This window comes from Chryseobacterium sp. JM1, from assembly GCF_000737715.1.
In the GTDB taxonomy this organism is placed as follows: domain Bacteria; phylum Bacteroidota; class Bacteroidia; order Flavobacteriales; family Weeksellaceae; genus Chryseobacterium.
This window is the reverse complement of sequence record NZ_JPRN01000011.1, coordinates 112431-127986: the sequence shown is the minus strand read 5'-3', so window position 1 is coordinate 127986 and position 15556 is coordinate 112431. Positions and strand designations below refer to the sequence as shown.

General features: G+C 38.2%; 16 protein-coding genes and 1 riboswitch. Of the genes, 9 read left to right on the top strand and 7 right to left on the bottom strand.

What is annotated here, in order from left to right; all coding sequences use genetic code 11:
• Window positions 1-14 precede the first annotated feature (14 nt).
• Window positions 15-1283 carry a mechanosensitive ion channel family protein gene (locus tag IW22_RS17405; protein ID WP_034728882.1) on the bottom strand — a complete coding sequence of 423 codons (1269 nt, stop codon included), beginning with the start codon at window positions 1281-1283 and terminating at the stop codon, window positions 15-17.
• A 122-nt stretch (window positions 1284-1405) separates the two neighbouring features.
• Between IW22_RS17405 and IW22_RS17400 the strand changes: the two genes are divergently transcribed.
• Window positions 1406-1897, top strand: a complete 492-nt coding sequence (locus IW22_RS17400) for a DUF456 domain-containing protein (protein ID WP_034728880.1) — start codon at window positions 1406-1408, stop codon at window positions 1895-1897.
• 75 nt (window positions 1898-1972) lie between these two features.
• Complete coding sequence (locus IW22_RS17395) at window positions 1973-2476, top strand: hypothetical protein (RefSeq protein WP_034728877.1); 504 nt, start codon at window positions 1973-1975, stop codon at window positions 2474-2476.
• On the opposite strand, the gene IW22_RS17390 is transcribed toward IW22_RS17395, so the two are convergent.
• Together IW22_RS17390 and IW22_RS17385 are read right to left on the bottom strand one after the other, a co-directional pair.
• On the bottom strand, window positions 2463-3104 hold the full coding sequence (locus IW22_RS17390) for a uracil-DNA glycosylase (RefSeq protein ID WP_034728876.1): 642 nt from the start codon (window positions 3102-3104) through the stop codon (window positions 2463-2465). The genes IW22_RS17395 and IW22_RS17390 overlap by 14 nt on opposite strands.
• A gap of 124 nt (window positions 3105-3228) precedes the next feature.
• Window positions 3229-3738, bottom strand: coding sequence for a GNAT family N-acetyltransferase (locus IW22_RS17385; RefSeq protein ID WP_034728873.1), 510 nt, complete (start codon window positions 3736-3738; stop codon window positions 3229-3231).
• A 97-nt stretch (window positions 3739-3835) separates the two neighbouring features.
• On the opposite strand from IW22_RS17385, the gene IW22_RS17380 reads away from it, so the two are divergent.
• Window positions 3836-5983 (top strand): endonuclease MutS2, encoded by a 2148-nt coding sequence (locus IW22_RS17380; protein ID WP_034728871.1) that lies wholly within the window; start codon window positions 3836-3838, stop codon window positions 5981-5983.
• Between the two features lie 126 nt (window positions 5984-6109).
• On the opposite strand, the gene IW22_RS17375 is transcribed toward IW22_RS17380, so the two are convergent.
• A complete protein-coding gene (locus IW22_RS17375; protein WP_034728870.1) occupies window positions 6110-7189 on the bottom strand; it encodes a fibronectin type III domain-containing protein in 1080 nt (359 codons plus the stop codon).
• Between the two features lie 90 nt (window positions 7190-7279).
• Window positions 7280-8347 carry a GEVED domain-containing protein gene (locus IW22_RS17370; RefSeq protein ID WP_034728868.1) on the bottom strand — a complete coding sequence of 356 codons (1068 nt, stop codon included), beginning with the start codon at window positions 8345-8347 and terminating at the stop codon, window positions 7280-7282.
• A 236-nt stretch (window positions 8348-8583) separates the two neighbouring features.
• Between IW22_RS17370 and IW22_RS17365 the strand changes: the two genes are divergently transcribed.
• A complete protein-coding gene (locus tag IW22_RS17365; RefSeq protein ID WP_034728866.1) occupies window positions 8584-9381 on the top strand; it encodes a hypothetical protein in 798 nt (265 codons plus the stop codon).
• A gap of 52 nt (window positions 9382-9433) precedes the next feature.
• Window positions 9434-9613, top strand: a riboswitch (cobalamin riboswitch).
• A gap of 113 nt (window positions 9614-9726) precedes the next feature.
• Window positions 9727-10110 (top strand): acyl-CoA thioesterase, encoded by a 384-nt coding sequence (locus IW22_RS17360; protein ID WP_034728864.1) that lies wholly within the window; start codon window positions 9727-9729, stop codon window positions 10108-10110.
• Between the two features lie 94 nt (window positions 10111-10204).
• Here IW22_RS17360 and IW22_RS17355 read toward each other — a convergent pair whose 3' ends face one another.
• Both IW22_RS17355 and IW22_RS17350 read right to left on the bottom strand, forming a co-directional pair.
• Window positions 10205-10795, bottom strand: coding sequence for an HD domain-containing protein (locus IW22_RS17355; RefSeq protein ID WP_034728862.1), 591 nt, complete (start codon window positions 10793-10795; stop codon window positions 10205-10207).
• Window positions 10796-10999: 204 nt separating this feature from the next.
• Window positions 11000-11680 (bottom strand): XAC2610-related protein, encoded by a 681-nt coding sequence (locus IW22_RS17350; RefSeq protein ID WP_131401754.1) that lies wholly within the window; start codon window positions 11678-11680, stop codon window positions 11000-11002.
• 296 nt (window positions 11681-11976) lie between these two features.
• Between IW22_RS17350 and IW22_RS17345 the strand changes: the two genes are divergently transcribed.
• From IW22_RS17345 to IW22_RS17330, 4 genes are all read left to right on the top strand, one after another.
• Window positions 11977-12306, top strand: coding sequence for a PadR family transcriptional regulator (locus IW22_RS17345; RefSeq protein ID WP_034728860.1), 330 nt, complete (start codon window positions 11977-11979; stop codon window positions 12304-12306).
• Window positions 12307-12317: 11 nt separating this feature from the next.
• A complete protein-coding gene (locus IW22_RS17340; RefSeq protein ID WP_034728858.1) occupies window positions 12318-14036 on the top strand; it encodes a PspC domain-containing protein in 1719 nt (572 codons plus the stop codon).
• Between the two features lie 308 nt (window positions 14037-14344).
• Window positions 14345-14947 carry a 1-acyl-sn-glycerol-3-phosphate acyltransferase gene (locus IW22_RS17335; protein WP_034728854.1) on the top strand — a complete coding sequence of 201 codons (603 nt, stop codon included), beginning with the start codon at window positions 14345-14347 and terminating at the stop codon, window positions 14945-14947.
• 61 nt (window positions 14948-15008) lie between these two features.
• Complete coding sequence (locus tag IW22_RS17330; RefSeq protein WP_034728852.1) at window positions 15009-15440, top strand: PaaI family thioesterase; 432 nt, start codon at window positions 15009-15011, stop codon at window positions 15438-15440.
• Window positions 15441-15556 lie beyond the last annotated feature (116 nt).

Genomic DNA, 15556 nt, shown 5'->3' with positions numbered 1-15556 from the left:
CTAACTTCTCTATTCTACACTTTAATACTCACCTGCATCACCTGAAGATCAAATTCCTTAGATGCAACAAGCAAGTGATCAAAAATATCAGCCTGAATCTGTTCAAAGTGATCCCATTTGGAATCATTCGCGAAACAATATACTTCAAGGGGAAGTCCCTGCGGTGTAATATCGAGCTGACGAACCATTCTGACTCCCTCCTGATCGATATCAGGATCGTTTTCTATATATTTTTGAGCATAATATCTGAAAACCCCGATATTGGTCAACTGTCTTCCATTGATGGTTTTATCGTTATGTTCCAGATTTTGTTTTTCTTTTTCAATCTCCAGTGTTTTCTCTTCCAGATACTCTGAGATCAGGTTGATATCTTTTAACCGTTCAATATCTTCTTCATTTAAAAATTTAAAGGAATTGATATTAAAGTATACGGATTTTTTAATTCTTCTGGTATTGGATTCAGACATGACCTGAAGGTTTTTGATCTCCGTGGTCAATAAATCATAGGTTGGAATTGTAGAAACGGTTTTATCAAAATTGGTGATCTTCGTTGTGAGAAGGCTGATATCTGTAATATTTCCTTCAATGCTGTATTTTGGAATGCTTACCCAGTCTCCTACTTTTAGATTTTTAGAGGTTGCCACGTGTATCCCGGTGACAAAACCTAAAATAGTATCTCTGAAAACGAGTACCAGCACCGCAGTAATGGCTCCTAAACTCCCTACAATCGTCGTTCCTTTGATCCCGAATATCACACAAAGTCCCACCACAGAAAAGATGAAAATCCCCAAGATCTTTACCGTTTCTGAAATAGCATTCAGTGCCATGATCTTGTAAAAGTCCTGTTTTATAGTGAAATAATATCTGAAACCTGTTAAAGATCTGTATAACATTCCAGCCAGAATAAGAACCAAACCTAAATTGATGGATCTGTTGATGAAAATATTGGTTTTAGGCAGTGCCGTTGCCGGAAATATGGAAGGATGTATCGCTCCTACCACCAGAAGGGCAGCAAAATGAGCTACAGAATTGGAGATCTTAGACTGATAAATAGACCGGATGATCGGGTATTTTTCATCATTTCTGAAAAACCTGAAAACAAAGTTGATTATAAATTTAAAAACAAAATCAACCACTAAAAACACGGCACACAACAGCGCCAGTTTGACAATAATATGAACAACCCAATCCATTCCGCCGGGTGTTACCTGACTGATATACATGTAAAGCTGATCGCTTATTTCCTGTAAAAAACTTTTAGTGTCCTGTATCTCGTCTTTCATTACAGCAAATTTATAAAATTAAGAATGATGATGTTACTATTGACAATCAATTTTCATCCCAAATATTCAAAAGGCCTCTGTAAATCTTCTTTTTTCCTATCTTGCATTGATAATTTTAAAGAATGGATACAACGCTTATTAATATTCTCTGCCTTATTTTACTGTTTCTGGGAATACTGGGAACATTTCTTCCTGTCCTTCCCGGGCTTTTGTTAAGCATTTGCGGACTTTTAATTTATAAATTCGGGACCGATGCGGATCTTCCCATGATTTATATCTGGGCATTCGGAATTCTGACTGCGGCTTCTGCAGTCCTGAACTATGTAATTCCTGCAAAAACGAACAGGAAATACGGAGGAACGCGCTGGGGAAGCATCGGATCTATCGTCGGAACGATTGTGGGAATTTTTATTCCTATTCCTTTAGGCTTTCTGATCGGAATGTTTGCGGGTGTATTTATCGGAGAACTGCTTCATGACAGCAAGGATATGAACAAAGCTTTGCAATCTACTAAAGGCGCTTTTATCGGGTTCATCTATGGAACAGGATTCAGTCTTGTAGTGGGTGTGGCCATGTTTTTGGTAGTAGTTTTGGATATGCTTGATGTTATTTAGATTAAGATTGGAAGCTGGAAGAGGGAGGATGGAAGTTTATGGTCTCGTATTTTTAACTTTACTAAAAAAGAAATTATGTTTCACAAAGCCATTATATTCAGTCTGGGAATGCTGACCTTAGCGGGATGCGATGCCCAAAAGAAGACGAAGACACCGGATTCAGCTGCCAATACCAGCGGGACCAAATCTTCGGTTCAGAAAGAAGGTATCATCTACCTTAATCAGGGAGAAAATAAATTCCTGAAAGAATATGATATGAATGTCACGTTCAAAGGTATTTCTGAGGACAGCCGCTGTCCAGAAGGGGTTAACTGTATCTGGGCCGGAGTTGCCGTAGCACAGATCGAAGTGATGGGAACCTACACGAGACCCACCGTTTTACTCCTTGCTTCTTCAGACAATGCAGGTAGAAATTATTATATGTCTCAGGAATTCAACGGATATACAATTTCCATGAAAGAGATCACCCCTTTTCCAAAATCGGATGGTGGTGTCAAAGCTTTGGAAGGAAAATATAAAGTAGCCTTTACGATAAAAAAGACGGAAGGGTCTGCGAATCCGGATGCTACCAGGAAATAGGCTTCTTTCCTTTTGAGATCAGGTATTCATTGATCTTTGAGAAAGGCTTGCTTCCATAAAATCCTCTGTATACAGAAAACGGTGACGGGTGCGCCGATTTTAAGATAAAATGCTTGGCCGGATCAATGAGTTCGGCTTTTTTTTGTGCAAAAGCGCCCCAAAGAACAAAAACGACATTTTCTTTTTTATCTGAAATTTCTTTGATAACAAAATCTGTGAATTTTTCCCAGCCTAAATCTTTGTGAGAGTTCGGAGAATGGGCACGCACCGTTAAAGTAGCATTCAATAGTAAAACTCCTTGCTTTCCCCAGTCATCCAGTTCTTTTGAAGTCCTTTCCACTCCTACGTCATCTTTCAGTTCGGTGAAAATATTTTTAAGAGAAGGCGGCGCTGTTACCTGTTCGGAAACAGAAAAGCACAAACCATTGGCCTGAAAGTCATTGTGATAGGGATCCTGACCGATAATCACCACTTCAACATCTTCAAAAGGCGTAATTTCCAATGCTCTGAAGATTTGATTTTTAGGTGGAAATACTTTGGTGGTGGCATATTCCTGTTTTACTTTTTCCCAAAGGGTTGTAAAATAAGGCGTGCTTTTTATCGGGGCTAAAACTTCTGTCCAGGTCATGAGTTTGGTATGAAAATGTATTAATAGTACAAAAATATCCTTTAATTACTGGATGACCAAATTTGATGATGCGGTGATGTGTTGATTTGATAATTTGATGATGAGATAATCAGGAACTACAGGTTTATTGTTTTTTATGTAAGCTAAAAACAATATTATCGGGAAACCCTTCATCTGTTCTCCCCTCTTCTAAAATAAAATGATGCTTTAGCAAAAGACCTTTGGAGTTTTCATTAAATTGGCTTGTAATGGCTATAATTTCCCGTAAATACAACTCATTAAAACCAAATTTTAAAACAGCTTTCAAAGCCTCAGACATTATTCCCTTTCTGTGATAATCGGGTAATAATTCATAGCCGACCTCAGCCGTTTTCCGGTCCTCAGAAAAATTCCAAAGGCATATCGTTCCAATAAGATTGGGTTGATCTTTAAAGGCAATTCCAAAATAAGCAGTCTGATTATTCTGCGTTTTTTCTTTTATCGTTAAAATAAATTGCAGGGCATCGTAGTTGTTTTTCGGGGAATTTCTTTTCACAAACTGATTAGTAACTTCGTTGCTGCGAATTTTCAGAATGTCTTCAACATGGGTTTCGTTGATATTTTTTAAAATTAAGCGTTCGGTTTCCAGTTTCATCTTCCAAATTTACTAAAATGAATGCATTACCTGTTTCCAATCTTCAAATTAATTGATTTTCAAATTAACATTCACATTTTCTCACTAAATTTGCACTGTGTATATAAATAAAGAAGATTTAAACGAATTAGAGTTTCCGCAATTGCTCGCGGAAATCTCTCCATTTGCGTATTCTCCGAAAACGAGAGAAAAGATTCTTCAACTTCGTCCCATGGAAATTGACGAGGCGGAACTTTCCCTGAGAAAAACGTCGGAATATCTTTCGAGTTTTGAAAGTTCAAATGCAATTCCATTCGATGAGTATGAAGATATCGAAAGTGAGCTGAAAGTGATGCTGATTGAGAATTACCGTCTGGAAAACAGTGCTTTCATCAAAATAAAAACTTTAACTGAACAGATAGGAAAACTACAGAAATTTTTTCCAACCATGCCTGAAACGTTCCCTACCTTGATAGGTGATGTTTCTGTACTGGAGTTTAAAAAAGAAATCATTGATAAAGTAGACAAGGTCTTTAACAGATTCGGAGAAGTGAAAAGTGATGCCTCTCCTGTTTTGAAAGAGCTTAGGGCTGAAATCCAGATTGCTAAAAAAGCCATTCAGGAAAATTTCAACCGTGCGCTGTTCAATTACGGACAAAGCGAATTTCTGGATGATATCCGGGAAACGATTATTGAAGACATGAGGGTTTTAGCCGTAAAATCCGGGTTCAAGAAAAGAGTCGCCGGAAGGGTTTTAGGAATTTCAAAGACAGGTTCTATCACCTATATGCAGCCGGACAGTGTGGTAAAACATTACTTCAAGCTGAAGGAAAGTGAAGAGGAAGAGAAAAAAGAAATAGATAAAATACTCCGAAAACTCACGGCTGAACTGGCTGAATTCCAACCTCAGCTATGGCAATACCAGGCTTATATTTTTGACCTTGATCTGACGAGAGCTAAAGCAAAATTTGCAGAACAGGTGAACGGAATTCTTCCAAAGATCAACCGTCACAGAACACTAAAGCTGAAAGATGCCTTCCACCCGCTTTTATGGTTAAGAAATAAAGCAGAAAACAAGACGATTCACTCACAGAGCCTTTCATTAACGGATCACAACAGAATCATATGTATTTCCGGACCGAATGCAGGAGGAAAATCTATCACCCTAAAAACAGTCGGACTGCTTCAGCTAATGATACAGACTGGAATTCTGGTACCGGTGCATCCAAAATCTGAAATGTTCTTCTTTGAGAAGATTATGACGGACATTGGCGACAACCAATCCATTGAAAATCATTTGTCTACGTATTCATCAAGGCTTAAGAAAATGTCCGGAATTATCCGTGAGGCTGATGCCAATACATTACTTCTTATCGATGAATTCGGGACAGGATCTGATCCTGAGCTTGGGGGTGCGCTGGCGGAAAGTTTCATGGAGTATTTCTATGATAAAAAGAGTTTTGCCATTATTACGACTCACTATACGAATATCAAACTGGTGATCGAGCAGCTTCCGAATGCTGAAAATGCGGCTATGCTTTTCGATGAAGAAACGCTGGAACCTATGTATAAACTTGAAGTGGGACAGGCAGGAAGTTCATTTACTTTTGAAGTAGCAGAAAAGAACAGAATCCCGAGATTCATTATTCACGCTGCTAAAAAGAAAGTAGAGCACGATATTGTTAATCTTGATAAAACGATTGTCAAACTTCAGCAGGAAAAATTTGAAGTTGAAAAACTGAAAACCGATCTTGCCGAACGAAAAGAATCCGTAGAAGACAAGCGTGACAATCTTCAGAAACTGAATGAGCAGCTGCAACAGAAACTGTTCAATTTCCAAAAACTGTATGAAGATGAACACCGTAAGCTTCAGTTCGGAAGTAAAATTGAAGCGTTCATCGACAGCTATGTGAAAGGAAAGTCAAGGAAAGATGTGGTCAAAGATTTCGTGAAGATTCTTGAACAGGAAAAATTCAGAAAGATTGGCGCAGATAAAGATGAAACCAAACGTCTTCAGGTGGTTAAAAGAAAAATCACCCAACAGCTTAAAAAGGAAGATGTGATCGAAAAAATTGCTGAAACCAATGAAAAACTGGAAGAGAAACGCAAAACCGACCGCGCGGTGTGGATGAAAGAAGGGCAACGTGTCCGAATTCCGGGAAGCACCAGCGTAGGAACCATCGAGAAAATTTCCAAAAATAAAGTGACTGTGAATTATGGTACTTTTAAGACGACGATTAATGCGGATGAGTTGGAGAGGATTTAATGATTCGATGATGTGATAATACGATGATTTGATGATGATAGGTTGAGGATTTGCTTTTTGTGGATTTTACAACTTTTAACTTTATAAAAAATAGCGCTGGATTTTTCAGCGCTATTTTATTTTTACTTATTTCCTGATGAATTTCAGTCGGGTTGTATTTTCTTTATTTTTAAACTGAATAAAGTAAATTCCTTTAGCAAGATGACGAATATCTACCGTATTCCCAGATGTTCTGCCCTCTCCTGTTTTTTGACCTGAAACAGAAAAAATTTCATAGTCCGTTTCTGATGAAAGTCCTGAAATATGTAAACTTTCTGAAGCAGGATTCGGATAAATGGTGATGTCTTTGGATTTCGCAGTTTCATTTACCGCAAGGCTTGCAGGATCTATAAGTTCAATTTCATAGTCTTCAATTTCTCCATTAGATGAGCATGTCACAATATCAACATAGGGTGAACTTATAATTCTCATTGCGAGTTTACAAGGCTTCTGAGGATCCTGAGAAGGCACCGAGAAAGTTCCGGTAACCGTCTGACTGGTACTTCCATTTGAAGATAGAATGACCTCAGAAGGAGTACTTCCTAACGAACCATCACCATCAAAATCAACAAGCACACGCAAGTATCCGGGAGACTGAGAACTTGGACCGGCTTTCGTTACTGAAATCGTATTGCCTGTACTGCCTAAAACCAATTTTACTTTACGGCTGGGATCATCAAAATATTTTGTGAAAGCAGAATTCCCTGAATTACTGATCATAGGAGGCAAACCAACAGCATTTACCGTTACATTCGATATGTATAAACTGGGTACATAACTGGGATTACTCGAAGGCGAAATTAAACAGTAGTTATTAGCACTAGCAAAAAAAACAGGACTTGAATCACCTCCACCGGCCTGTACATTACTTACTGTCACTTGATACTGTTTACATCTTTGCAAATCTGTAAGGTCAATACTTGTACTTGTTGTATACCGTGAACCTCCAGAACCCGGTATCCCAACTATATCATATTTTACTAAATGTCCCGTTCCAATAACAGGATCCCATGAAACTGTAGCGCTTGTACCTGTAATGTTGGTGACCTTTATATTTGAAGGGGGTTTAACCGTATTTAAATGTTCTGTTTTGGTAATTAAAACACTGCTTTGATAAAAGTGAACACAAAAAAACATTACGAATAATGAAAATAATTTTCTGGTCATGAGATAGTTTTTAATATTTACAACAAAGATATTAATTAAATTTAAGAGAAATTAATCTGTCAATCTAAAATTCCCCACCTTTTTTAGCTCTTATTTTTTGATGAATTTCAGTCGGGTTGTATTTTCTTTATTTTTAAGCTGAATAAAATAAATTCCTTTAGCAAGATGACGAATATCTACTGTATTCCCAGATGATCTTCCCTTTCCTGCTTTCTGACCTGAAGCTGAGAAAATCTCATAATCCATTTCTGATGAAATCCCTGAAATATTTAAACTTTGCGAAGCAGGATTCGGATAGATGCTGATTTCTTTGGATTTTGAAATTTCATCTACAGCCAACGTCTGGCTCACAAAAGTAACACCGTAATCTTCCACTTCGCCGTAAGTAAATGTTCCACAAGAACCTGTCGGCAATGTTTGGCTGGTTATTACTCTCATGGCGGTACCGCACTGGGATACTGTTACTAAGGGAGGAACACTGAATGTAGATGTTTTTGGCGCCGTAGAATTGACAGATGCAGACATCATCATTTCGCTGGATTCAAAAATTCCGTTAGAGTTAAAATCAATCCAGGCTCTTACATATACAGTTCCCGGTGTACCTGCCCAGTTTTGTTCTACTGACAGGACATTATTTGTGGTTCCTATACCAAGCTGAATGCGACGTGTCAAATCAGGACGATAATCTGTGTAGTTCGAGGCTCCTGAAGCACTCACCATCTGTGGAAGTCCTGTGGACGGAGTCATCATCACTTTTGACAAATGCATCATATTAGCATCTACAGATCCGGCCTGACAGTAATTCAACTGGGTATAAAACGTCACAGGAGCAGATATATCTCCTGAAACATTGTCTGTGACCTGAACAACATAGCCGGTACACGGGGTTAATCCTGAAAGGTTACATGCTGTCCCAACTGAAACTACCACCGCCATCCAAGCTCCGCCACTTACCGGTCTGAATCTTACCGTATAGCCATTAGCTCCCGGTACAGCATCCCATGTAACATCAGCTGAAGTGAGGTTAATATTAGAAACCGTTACGTTGGCCGGAACCGTGAACATTTTTTTTGTTAAAAGATTTTCCGTGTGACGGGCAGCCTGAAATTGAGGCACCCCGCTTAAAAACATAAGCATAAAGAATAGATTTCTTGTCATATTGATTGGGTTATTAGCTTTCAGCGGAAAAATAATTTAAATTATCTACATATCATTACATTTTCATTGATAAATATTACATTCTTATCGTATTTCTGTAAAAACAACCAAGTATTATTTGATCAGAAAATAAATTTTTGAGGGCATATTGATAATTTTAATCAAATCCCGTTATATTTTACCGATTCAAAAAACATTTAATTTATATATTTGAGGGATCAAAAAAATTTCATAAAATGATTTCCGTAAACAGAGCATTGTACCTATCCGCTTTCAGTCTTTTTTCTTTAGCATTTGTCAAAGGGCAGAATAAAGTTCCTTTCGGTGTTGTAAAAGCTGAGGAAGGCTATGCCAATGTACGTGTCCACAAGGATAACTACAGAAAAATCGTAGACAAAATCCGTATGCGTAAAGGTGATGTATTTGTTTATGTAAAACCTGCTCCGGGAGAAACAGAATGGATCTGGATCAAATATCCTGAAAAACAGGACGATGAAAAACCTTTTGTGAGATATGAAAATCTTGAGAAGGAAGGTATGGTAAACAAAGAGCGTATTGCTTTCATTGACCAGCTGCCACAATTTACACCTTCTAAATCTAAGAACGGAAAATCCCTTATTTTTACCGATAACAGCAATCCTAAAATCCCTACCTCTCAAAGAACCAAAGTGGTGATCGATGTTTACCCTTCGAATGCGGGTTACAGAAAGCAGGAAAAGGATACGGACGGAAAAATCCTTACCATCGATAAAATAAAACCTTGGGGAATCAAAGATGCGCTTCCGGAAGGGATGACTGAAATCAAGTCGATTCGTGTACAGCAGCCGGGAAGAGGTTCTGTTTTTGTAAGGGAAGCTATTAAAAATATGTTCCAGCCTACTATGGATTTCAATAATGTAGGAGTAACCGCTCTTGACAATGATCACATCTATCTTTATATGATCAATGGTTCCGGTGAGAACAGGTATGTCACCCTTTGGGCCATCAAGGAAGGAAGAGTGATGAGCCAGATTATTTACAATAATCCGGAATAATTACCATTTTTCGCTGTAATATTCTTATTTTTGCCCTGAAAAAGTTTTACGCTTATTCATCACAGAAACTGGTTCTGCTTAACGCAGATTAAAAGGGAACCGTGTGAAAATCACGGACTGTCGCGCAACTGTAAGTAACTGAAGTCTTTATCAAAAAATCCACTGTGAGGGAACGGGAAGGAGGTAAAAGATGTTACAAGTCAGGAGACCTGCCTATTTCTTTAAACAAGAAACTTTCGCGATTTGAAGTTGATTGATCTGATGGATGCTTCAGGAATTCCTATGATTCCTGTCATTGCTCTGTTATTTTGATCTATTTCATTTTGCATTAATTAATAATGAAATATGACTACAGAAGAAAGAATTGCAGCATCCGAAACCAGAATTTTTAAAGCGGTTTTCCCCAACACAACGAATCATTATGACACTCTTTTCGGAGGTACTGCCATGCAGCTGATGGATGAAGTAGCATTTATCACAGCGACCCGTTTTGCCAGAAAAAGAGTGGTTACCGTAAGCAGCGATAAAATTGATTTTAAAAAACCTATTCCCGCAGGAACTATTGTTGAACTGATCGGCAAGGTTTCCTACGTTGGAAAAACGAGTATGAAAGTGAATGTGGAAATCTACACAGAGCAAATGTACTCTTATGAAAGAGAAAGAGCAATCGTGGGAGATTTTACTTTTGTGGCGATTGATGAATCTAAGAAACCAATCAGAATACTATAATTGATGAGTTTCGGGGCGGCCTGCGGCCGCCCCGAAACTATCTATACTCTACAAAACAGCAATTTAAAAATCCTTATTTTGCTTTTCAATCTATCTATCTTACAACCTTATCCGTATCCAGACTTCTGGTCAGCAACGTTTCAAAAGCCTCTCCCATTTCGTCTGATGCTCTTGTAATGGCATTTTCCAGCATATTTCTGATCTGCTTTTCGGTAACACCGGCTTCTGTCCAGCTTTTTCCTGAAGTATGTGAGTTTAGGATAAATGGCATGATACGGTCAATAGAACAGGCAAAAATAGCATCCGGTGTGCTTTCTTCCTCAAATTCCAGCCACAATTCAAAGAATTCTGTGCGTAAAGGTTCATCCAGGATTCCAAAGATTTTCTGAGCTGAAATCTTTTCTCTTTCAAATTTGCCGACCATGGCTTTTTCATCAAAAAGGAAGGTGTCTCCCGCTTCTATTTCCACCAAGTCGTGAATGGAAAGCATTCTTATTACCCTTAAAAGATCAATATCCGCACGGTATTTAGCATATGGATAAAGGATCTGTGCCAGGATAATGATCTGCCATGAATGTTCCGCTGTATTTTCTCTTCTGGAATCATCGGCATTGTAATTTCTTCGCTGTACGTTTTTCAGGGCATCTACTGCCAGGATAAAATCGATCTCCTTCTGTATTTTCATTTCTTTTTATTGTTTTAATCTGACTTTGGGATAAAGTATCTGTTTTTGTCTGTTTTGAAACCTCAATTACTAAGGTTGAGACTGAGGTAAAGGCTGAGAGAGATTAAGAGGGTGATTTGTATTTTCAACACTAAAACGCCGATGACTCCCAAAACTCATAACCCGAAACTCTAAAACCCTCTGACTCTCAAACCTGAATTCAGGCTATTCTGTTGTTTTTTTAACCACCCATTTGTTATTGATCTTCTCTTTTATAGTGACTTTGGCAGGTTCTTCGCTCATATCACTTATTTTTTCATAAACCAGATCGAGTCCTTTATTCGGAATCACCTGATATTCGTAGGTGTAGAGTAAAGAAGCTCCGGACCTAGCGTAAGTGGTTAATCTTTTACGTTTGGGATCTACATCAAACATTCCCTGGTAGTCACTGCCAATTTCGGTAAGTTCTTTACTTAAGACAAATTGATTTCTGGTTGAATTAAAGACGTATACATCATACGAAGCACTTCCGTAGTTTCCTCCGCTACCGTTTCTCAGGGCGACATCTTCCGTCCCATCAAAATTGAAATCATCAAAAACTATGGGATCGTCATGCATCAGTCCGGAAGTAAGCTGCATTACCTCTATTTTGGAGGGTCTGAAGCCTTCTTTAAACGATAAAGCCATATCATCGGAAACGAGTGTCTGTATTTTTTCACCGTTTTTATTGAACAGGATAACGTTTGCTTTATGTCTGCACTGCCCGGTAAAGCATTCTTCCACATTAATTTCAGCATTATATTTTTTGGAGGCGTCTTCAACAGCAAAGCGGTATTGTCCGAAGCACAAAGGCCCCAGCAGCAGCAATGCAGATAAAGGCCGGTAAAATAAAAAGGTTTTTGTCATTTGGTATAACATTAATTTAAATATTTCATGAGAATTAAGAACAAAAATACGAATCACCAGCTACAATTTGTCATTTTTTCGGTTGATTTTAACCTGATATTCAATTATCCAAATTTCGGATAAAAATTTATTCAACTGATAATCAATACATTAAATTGTTTCTTTTAAAAATTTCACTACTTTGTATTGCATATTACCATTTTAATTACATATCTTTGTAATGTAAAATCGGAAGAAGTTCATCTAGCTAGGAACATTATTCTGAAAATATAACTAATTAACAAAACTTATTAAAGATGAATACTGAAAATACCAAAGCGCAAATGCGTAAAGGAATTCTGGAATTCTGTATTTTAAGTCTCATCAACCATCGTGAAATGTATGTTTCCGACCTGATCGATGAGCTTAAAAAAGGAAAACTGGATGTAGTGGAAGGAACCCTCTATCCTCTCCTTACAAGACTGAAAAACGGCGAGTTCCTTTCCTACAGATGGGAAGAATCTACAGGAGGACCCCCAAGAAAATATTACCAGATCACAGAAAAAGGAAAACTTTTCTTGGACGAACTTCAAAATACATGGGCTGAACTGACAGCGTCAGTAAACCAAATCACTCAAAAAATTTAAAAAACAAAGCTATGAACAAGACACTCTCAATAGGACTCGCAGGTTTTTCTTTCACCATAGAAGAACACGCATATATAAAGCTCAGCGATTACCTGAATGCACTGAGAAGCTCATTGGATGCTTCAGAGGAGGAGGAGGTAATGCATGATATAGAAATAAGAATGGTAGAAATCTTCAGAGATTCTTTAGGAAAACGTGAAGTGATCAACGATACGGACGTAGAGAAAGTAATCGCACAGATCGGATCTCCTGAAAAAATCGAAGAACAGGAAGAAGCTTACTATTCTGAAAAGAACACGAAAAGAACACACCAGGCAGGTGCTGAATTTACAGATAAGAAACAACTGTTCCGTGATCCGGAAAGACAAAAAATCGCCGGCGTATGTGCAGGACTTGCTCACTATGTAGGAATGGATATCACCGCAATGAGAGCGATCTGGCTGGGAATCTTTGTACTGGGTATTTTCACAGCAGCGATTTCTTCTTCACTGATCGGCCTTCTGTATGTTATTCTCTGGATTGTACTTCCAAAAGCTGAAACCGCTGCAGATTACCTGAAAATGAAGGGAAAGCCTATGAACTTCGACAATCTTAAGAGTGAATCCAACAAACTGGTTCAGTTTGCCAACGAATCTACTCAGAGGGTCGGAGAAATGTACAACGAAAGCAAACCTTATATTGATAATGCAGGCAGCGGAGTATGGAATATCCTGAAATACTTTGTAGGTGGAATCTTCGTACTTATGGCGATAGGAAGCATCATCGGTATATTTGTGATCTTCGGACTGTTCGGTATGGATGCAGATTTTCCAGGTGCCAATGAGATGAGATTCTATATGGATGACAACAATCTGGACAAAGTGCTGGTAGCGATTATGATCATTGGATGTTTAATTCCTACTATCCTTTTCAGTTTATTGAGCATCAAGATCTTTTCTCCTAAGACTAAACTTAGAAATATAGGATGGGTAATCGGAGGACTTTTCCTTCTGCTTATCGGACTTGGAACTTATTTCGGAGTAAGCATGGCTAAGAAAAACCTGATCTACAAAGGAAGCAAGGAAGACACGGAAAATATTGCCATCAACACTACCTCTGATACCCTTTATGTAGATGTGAAGCAGGTCAATATTCCTCAGAATTTCACGGCTTACGATGACGACATTTATTCTGATAAGAAAACGGTTTACAAAGAAGATTATATCTCTGTAGAAGTTACAAGAAAACCTGAGGTGAAAACACCTTACCTGATCATTAAAAAAGAAGGAAATGGTTATAACGTTCCTGTTCAGATCAACGTACCTGTAGAAATCGTAGGAAACAAGATAATGCTTCCCAACTACATCAAGTATCCTTACGAGCACAGATTCAGACATTACAGGGTAGATTACGAATTGGTAATTCCTCAAAATGCAGTAGTAATTCCTGTGAAAAAAGACGGAATTGATTTCGATGGAGATCTTAACGGAGACGGAATTAATGACGACGATCAGGACAGAGACGAGAACGGACACATCAGAATTGAAAAAAATAAAATTTCTGTAAACGGTTCTACGATTGAATACAACTCCGATGATAAAGACAGCCTTATCATCAACGGGAAAAAAGTTCCGAAAAACCAGGCTGACGTTGTTATTGATTCTATGAAGTCCAGCATCAAAAAGATGAACAAGAACGTAGACATCAAAATCAAAGACGGAAAAGACGAAATCTCCATACAAACTAAATAATTAACTTCAGAGAGTGCAGGAGGTGTGAATGGAAGGCAACCGTTTGAAATTCACACTCTTCTTCTCTCAGAAACCAGAAAAAAAAAATTATTTAGTTCGCTATGTTAAAAAAATGTTATACCTTCGTGTAGTTAAAAATAATTAACCAAATCAATAAAAAACACCTTAACCATGGTACAAGTTGCACTAGAAATTGTAATGAAGATCGCAGATTTAATCAGCGGTTTGTTTTAAGAGCGATAATATTTCAATATATTTGTAAAGTATAACCTGTTTGGTTATACTTTTTTGTTTTAATCTAACGATATATGAGAAAACTGATAGGTAAGTTAATGTTAAAGATGCTGGGCTGGAAAGTCGTCCTGCAGGGCGATGTAAATAGCCTGAACCGATGTATCCTGGTGGTGGCACCACATACCCACAACATGGAGTATCTATTGGGAAATCTTGCCTACTGGTCTTTAGAAAAACCTTTGAAAATCATCATTAAAGATGCCCATACAAAAGCGTGGTACGGGGGCCTTGTAAGAGGTCTTGGCGGGATCGGAATCGACAGAAGTCAGAAAAATGATCTGGTGAATTTTGTGGCCAAACAGTTTGAAAAAGAAGATTTCAGTCTTGTGATTACTCCGGAAGGCACCAGAAGCTGGGTTCCGAAATGGAGAAAAGGATTCTATCATATGGCATTGGCGGCGAAAGTCCCTATCGTTCTGGCAGCAGGCGATTTCAAGAGAAATATCGTTTACTTAGGCTACACCATTCCTTACGAAAGAATTGCTTCTGTTCCTTTTTCCGAGATTATGGAAGAGATCCAGGATTATTACATTAAAAATGATATCGGACCCAAAATCCCTGCTAACTGGAACCCGAATATTATGGGAACTGGTACGGAGGACGAAGCCAAAAGCTAGAAGCCAAAGCCATCATCCGATTATCAATCATCATTCATCAATTATCATTCATACCAATACAATGAAAGGTCAGACTAAAGAAGAACTCCTTGTATTCCTAAACAGCTGGGGAAACGGGGTAACATTAGCCAAAACACTTGAAATACAATTCATCGATATCGACGTTGAAAATGAAACCCTGACCGCCACGATGCCGGTACAGCCAAAGGTACACCAGCCGTTCGGGATTCTGCACGGAGGAGCAAGCTGTGTACTGGCAGAAACGCTGGGATCAAGCCTTTCTAATATTTTTATCGACGGAAGTAAATATTACGGTGTAGGTACAAATATCAATTCCAATCACCTTAAAAGTAAGAAAGACGGCATCGTAACAGCTACAGCACGTTTCATCAGAAAAGGAAAAACGATGCATGTTTCCGAAATTGAAATCAGGGATGAAAAAGGAATCCTCATCAATCATACTACGATGACCAACAATATCATTCTGAAGTAGAGAAAAAAAATCAATAAAAAATAGAAGACTCAAAAAATTTGGGTCTTTTTTTATGCCGAACTGTGATTTCTTACCCTTTGAAATTATCTTTCCAAATTCGGCACAACGTCAGGTAA

Coding starts and splice junctions, on each gene's coding strand:
- IW22_RS17345 (WP_034728860.1), top strand. CDS start 11,977: ATGAATACTGAAAATACCAAAGCGCAAATGCGTAAAGGAATTCTGGAA.
- IW22_RS17350 (WP_131401754.1), bottom strand. CDS start 11,680: ATGACAAAAACCTTTTTATTTTACCGGCCTTTATCTGCATTGCTGCTG.
- IW22_RS17330 (WP_034728852.1), top strand. CDS start 15,009: ATGAAAGGTCAGACTAAAGAAGAACTCCTTGTATTCCTAAACAGCTGG.
- IW22_RS17390 (WP_034728876.1), bottom strand. CDS start 3,104: ATGACCTGGACAGAAGTTTTAGCCCCGATAAAAAGCACGCCTTATTTT.
- IW22_RS17395 (WP_034728877.1), top strand. CDS start 1,973: ATGTTTCACAAAGCCATTATATTCAGTCTGGGAATGCTGACCTTAGCG.
- IW22_RS17355 (WP_034728862.1), bottom strand. CDS start 10,795: ATGAAAATACAGAAGGAGATCGATTTTATCCTGGCAGTAGATGCCCTG.
- IW22_RS17340 (WP_034728858.1), top strand. CDS start 12,318: ATGAACAAGACACTCTCAATAGGACTCGCAGGTTTTTCTTTCACCATA.
- IW22_RS17405 (WP_034728882.1), bottom strand. CDS start 1,283: ATGAAAGACGAGATACAGGACACTAAAAGTTTTTTACAGGAAATAAGC.
- IW22_RS17370 (WP_034728868.1), bottom strand. CDS start 8,347: ATGACAAGAAATCTATTCTTTATGCTTATGTTTTTAAGCGGGGTGCCT.
- IW22_RS17385 (WP_034728873.1), bottom strand. CDS start 3,738: ATGAAACTGGAAACCGAACGCTTAATTTTAAAAAATATCAACGAAACC.
- IW22_RS17375 (WP_034728870.1), bottom strand. CDS start 7,189: ATGACCAGAAAATTATTTTCATTATTCGTAATGTTTTTTTGTGTTCAC.
- IW22_RS17400 (WP_034728880.1), top strand. CDS start 1,406: ATGGATACAACGCTTATTAATATTCTCTGCCTTATTTTACTGTTTCTG.
- IW22_RS17360 (WP_034728864.1), top strand. CDS start 9,727: ATGACTACAGAAGAAAGAATTGCAGCATCCGAAACCAGAATTTTTAAA.
- IW22_RS17335 (WP_034728854.1), top strand. CDS start 14,345: ATGAGAAAACTGATAGGTAAGTTAATGTTAAAGATGCTGGGCTGGAAA.
- IW22_RS17365 (WP_034728866.1), top strand. CDS start 8,584: ATGATTTCCGTAAACAGAGCATTGTACCTATCCGCTTTCAGTCTTTTT.